General features: G+C 51.6%; 4 protein-coding genes. 3 read left to right on the top strand and 1 reads right to left on the bottom strand.

Annotated elements, in window-relative coordinates; genetic code table 11:
* The first annotated feature begins 391 nt into the window (after nt 1-391).
* Nucleotides 392-2026 (top strand): alpha-D-glucose phosphate-specific phosphoglucomutase, encoded by a 1635-nt coding sequence (locus IQ260_RS28125; protein ID WP_193996381.1) that lies wholly within the window; start codon nt 392-394, stop codon nt 2024-2026.
* A gap of 332 nt (nt 2027-2358) precedes the next feature.
* On the opposite strand, the gene IQ260_RS28130 is transcribed toward IQ260_RS28125, so the two are convergent.
* Complete coding sequence (locus IQ260_RS28130) at nt 2359-2631, bottom strand: hypothetical protein (RefSeq protein ID WP_193996382.1); 273 nt, start codon at nt 2629-2631, stop codon at nt 2359-2361.
* 246 nt (nt 2632-2877) lie between these two features.
* Here IQ260_RS28130 and IQ260_RS28135 point away from each other — a divergent pair, with 246 nt between their 5' ends.
* Both IQ260_RS28135 and IQ260_RS28140 read left to right on the top strand, forming a co-directional pair.
* Nucleotides 2878-3336: a hypothetical protein gene (locus IQ260_RS28135; protein ID WP_193996383.1), complete on the top strand. Its 459-nt coding sequence runs from the start codon at nt 2878-2880 to the stop codon at nt 3334-3336.
* Between the two features lie 167 nt (nt 3337-3503).
* Nucleotides 3504-4432 (top strand): MFS transporter (locus IQ260_RS28140; protein ID WP_193996384.1); only part of this gene is annotated, 929 nt, incomplete at its 3' end.

Below are 4432 nucleotides of genomic sequence, written 5' to 3' on the forward strand. Positions count from 1 at the left end.
ACCAAGTCTGATGAAATTGGAGCATTCCCTCATGAAACGAGCTGTTTAACCGTCTTTTTCCTTGTCATTGAGCGAGACCATGCTAAACATGACCGCAAATCTGTGGCGAAAAATTCATGACACTAACCAATGCCAATCTAGCCTTTGGAGACGTTTTTACGTTCTACGGTAAGCCTGCCCAGTACTGGCTGACTTTTTTAAGACAGCTCAAACGCCAGTGGGCTTGATGTGCAGCCAGCGTCCCCTGAGCGGAGTCGAAGGGGACGCTGGCTGCAACTGTTGGCTTCGTACTTCGCTCAGCCAACAAACTTCGTTCCGTCGAACACAGGGGGGTTGCAACCATCCTGTTAATCTTTTAAGGATGAATCGGTTCGCCGACGCAAGGAGTATCATGGCCATCCAAACGGTTTCGACAGCACCTTTTTCAGATCAAAAACCGGGCACATCCGGGTTACGTAAACAGGTGACTGTTTTTCAAAAGCCTAACTATTTAGAAAATTTTGTCCAAGCTATTTTTGATAGCTTGGACAGCTACCAGGGCCAAACGCTGGTAGTAGGCGGCGATGGTCGATTTTATAATCGCCAGGCGATCCAAATTATTCTCAAAATGGCTGCTGCCAACGGTTTTGGCAAAGCTCTGGTGGGACAAGGAGGAATTTTTTCCACACCCGCCGTATCCTGCATCATTCGCAAATATAGTGCCTTTGGCGGCATCGTTCTTTCCGCTAGTCATAACCCTGGCGGTCCCGACGGTGACTTTGGCATCAAGTACAACACGGGTAACGGGGGTCCCGCTCCAGAAAAGGTAACCAATGCGATTTTTGAGCGCAGTAAAGTTATTGATGAATATCAGATTTTAGACGCTGAAGATGTCAATCTGGACCGGATCGGTACCACCACACTCGGCAATATGACCGTTGAGGTGCTCGATGCGGTCAATGACTATGCCGCTCTGATGGAAACCCTGTTTGACTTTGAGCAAATCCGTCAGCTGCTGACCTCGGGTAGTTTCAGCATGTGTATGGATTCGCTCCATGCGGTTACCGGTCCCTATGCCAAGGCTATTTTTGAGGGATTACTGGGGGCACCCCAGGGAACCGTACAAAATGGTGAACCCTTAGAAGATTTTGGGGGTGGTCACCCGGACCCTAACCTGGTCTATGCCCATGACCTGGTAAAGGTGATGTTTGGGGCCAATGCTCCCAGCTTTGGGGCTGCTTCTGACGGCGATGGCGATCGCAACATGATCGTCGGCAGTAATTTCTTTGTTACCCCCAGTGACAGTCTGGCGGTGCTAGCGGCCAATGCTACGCTAGTTCCCGGCTATCGGAGCGGTATCGCAGGCGTAGCGCGCTCAATGCCCACCAGTCAGGCCGTAGACCGCGTTGCCGAAAAGCTAGGCATCGACTGCTATGAAACTCCCACCGGTTGGAAGTTCTTTGGTAACCTGCTAGACGCCGACAAAGCCACCCTCTGCGGTGAGGAAAGTTTTGGCACCGGGTCCAACCACGTTCGTGAAAAGGACGGTCTCTGGGCCGTGCTGTTTTGGCTCAATGTTTTGGCTGTAAAAGGCCAGTCCGTCGAAGACATTGTCAAAGAGCACTGGGCCACCTATGGCCGTAACTACTACAGCCGTCACGACTTTGAAGGGGTGGATAAGACCGTTGCCAACGGCCTCATGGACGGGCTGCGGGCTCAGCTGCCCACGCTTAAAGGTAAAACCCTCGGTAGCTACACCGTTGACTATGCCGATGACTTTAGCTACACCGACCCCATTGACAACAGCGTCAGCCAGAAGCAAGGTATCCGCATCGGCTTTACCGACGGTTCCCGCATTGTGTTCCGGCTATCTGGTACCGGCACCCAGGGAGCGACCCTAAGGCTCTATGTGGAAAGCTATGAGTCCGATGCTGCCAAGCACGACATCGATACCCAAGAAGCTCTAGGCGAGCTGATTCAAATCGCGGATCAGGTTGCCAAAATTAAAGAGCTAACCGGGTTTGACAAGCCTACGGTTATTACTTAAGGCACTATCCGACCCCAATCCCCTGTCGGTAGCCAACGTGTATACACAAGTTGGAGAATAGCCTCATTAGTCGAAGGCCCTCATCCCCCAGCCCCTTCTCCCAGGATTGGGAGAAGGGGAGCAAATCCCTTGTAGAGTGAGTAGTCTGCTTTTATAAATCACTTTAACCAAATATGTGTCTGTCCTCTCAAAGTCCCTCTCCCAAGCTTGGGAGAGGGATTTAGGGTGAGGGCCAATGCAGGGTATGGAGCTATTTTCCATTCCAATCCCCTAGATGTGTGTACACCGTAGCTCCCAGGAGGAGATTGGTTTTGGTGGGATTCGTGAGCTATCTACTCTCCCGGCACCGTCACACCACTCTTCACCTGCTTTCTCTGTGCATTTTTGGCATACTTCTCAGCTACAGCCGTCACCTCAGCCACGCGCTCAGCATTAGTGACCTCTTCAGCCTTCACTTTTTCCGCTGCTGCTGCTTTTGCTTTCAGACCATTCTGTGCCCGTGTCAAAAAAGACATGGTAAACCCCACACTCAGATAGGTGGCGCTCATAATCGCCCAGCCTTCGATGACGTAGGTCATCATATGGTTCAAGGTTTCAACAGTCATGATGCGCTCCTGTCAGCAAAAACAACGTTATTAAAAGCAAGCAAGCTTTGGGACTATACCGAATATTACCCAGTGTTTTTTACCTCATTTAAGCAGGTTCTTTTTGGGATCGGTACTTATCGAAAGGAATATTTTAAGAGCCCGTTTGTAAAGCAGCTCTCAAGAACCCGGTCAGCTGTGATGCTTCAGAATACTCTTTCGGTAGAGTGTCCTTCAGTATGAATGCTGATATTGAGTAATTTTTATATGCCTATTGCAACTTTAGTTAAATCGCTATCGGGTGCTGTTATTGGAGTTTTGGCCTTTTCGTCTGCGGCGCTGGCCCAGACTAACGTTGAGAACTATGTGGGGTTAGGGGTACGCACGGGGCTAAACGATTCTACGGCCCTGGTGGTTGACTCAAAGCTTAAGGTGATTTCCCTAGACCAGGGCAGTGTGTCTTTCCGACCGGCTATTTTGATTGGTGATGATTTTGAAAGTCGTTTACCGATTTCCTTTGATCTACCTTTCGAAGAGCAGTTTTTGTTCTTCGGTGGCGGTGGCTTTGCCTATAACTTCGATGATAGTGACTTTGACCCCATGATTACAGCAGGGGTGGACATGCCCATTAACGAACGTCTCATCCTCAATGTAGAAGGTAATCTAATTTTTAAGTCCAACGATACAGATGCTGAAATTGCGGCATCTATCAACTGGCAGTTTTGATCTGACCCAGGGACAGGGGCTGCGGCGCTGGCTGTGAATCTGGCCGTAGATTTGAGTTGAGCGGCTAGGCGGAGCGGGGATTGAGACTGTAGGTTTCCATGACAGTACTATTCAGCTCAGGACACTCTTCGGTATGGTGAAATACCGAGAGCGTCACTGTCTGCTGTATGTCTAAGCGCCTGTCTTTTCAAACTAAATTTACCTACGGTGTGGGTGAATTAGGGACGGCTATTCCCATTGGTCTGGCCATTTTTTACCTGCTGTATTTTCTGACAGAGGTGGTAGGACTGTCCCCGACATTGGCAGGAACCGTCCTGTTAGTGGGGCGGGTGTGGGATGCCATCAATGATCCTGTGATTGGCTGGCTGAGCGATCGCACCCGGTCTCGCTGGGGACGACGCTACCCGTGGCTGGTGCTAGGGGCGCTGCCCCTGGGCTTTTTCACATTTATGCTGTGGCTGGTGCCGCCGCTGGAGTCCCAGGCCAGTTTGTTTGCGTACTACGTGCTGATGGCCATGGGGGGCTATGCGGCCTTTTCGGTGATTATTTTGCCGATGGTGGCGATCGCAACCGAACTCACCCCCGACTACGACGAACGCACCAGCATCATGTCGGTACGCTCAGCGGCCAACATCATCGGTTCGGTGGTGGGGTTGGTGCTGGCTCAGATTATCTTTTCCCTGGTGGAAAATACCCGACAGCAGTACATGATCCTCGGAGGTGTGAGCGGCGTTTTTATTGTGCTGGCCATTGCTGTTTGTGTGGTGGGTACCTATGGCCAGTATCGCCCCGTCATGCGTCAGCAGCCAGAGCTATCGCCCCACCCCATGGGACGACAGCTGCGCCAGGTGTTTCAAAATCGAGCCTTTCGCTGGGTGATGGGACTGTATCTGTGCTCCTGGGTGGGGGTGCAGGTGACGGCGGCGATGCTGCCCTACTTTGTCACCGACTGGATGGATCTCGGGGAGCAGCACTTTACCCAAATGGCGATTGCGGTGCAGGGGAGTTCGGTGGCGCTGATGCCGTTTTGGCTGTGGGTGACTAAGCGCACCAGTAAGCAAATGGTCTATTTTGCGGGGGCTCCCCTGGCGCTGCT

This window comes from Leptolyngbya cf. ectocarpi LEGE 11479, assembly GCF_015207065.1.
In the GTDB taxonomy this organism is placed as follows: Bacteria; Cyanobacteriota; Cyanobacteriia; order Phormidesmidales; family Phormidesmidaceae; genus Leptothoe; species Leptothoe ectocarpi.

Coding starts and splice junctions, on each gene's coding strand:
- IQ260_RS28135 (WP_193996383.1), top strand. CDS start 2,878: ATGCCTATTGCAACTTTAGTTAAATCGCTATCGGGTGCTGTTATTGGA.
- IQ260_RS28130 (WP_193996382.1), bottom strand. CDS start 2,631: ATGACTGTTGAAACCTTGAACCATATGATGACCTACGTCATCGAAGGC.
- IQ260_RS28125 (WP_193996381.1), top strand. CDS start 392: ATGGCCATCCAAACGGTTTCGACAGCACCTTTTTCAGATCAAAAACCG.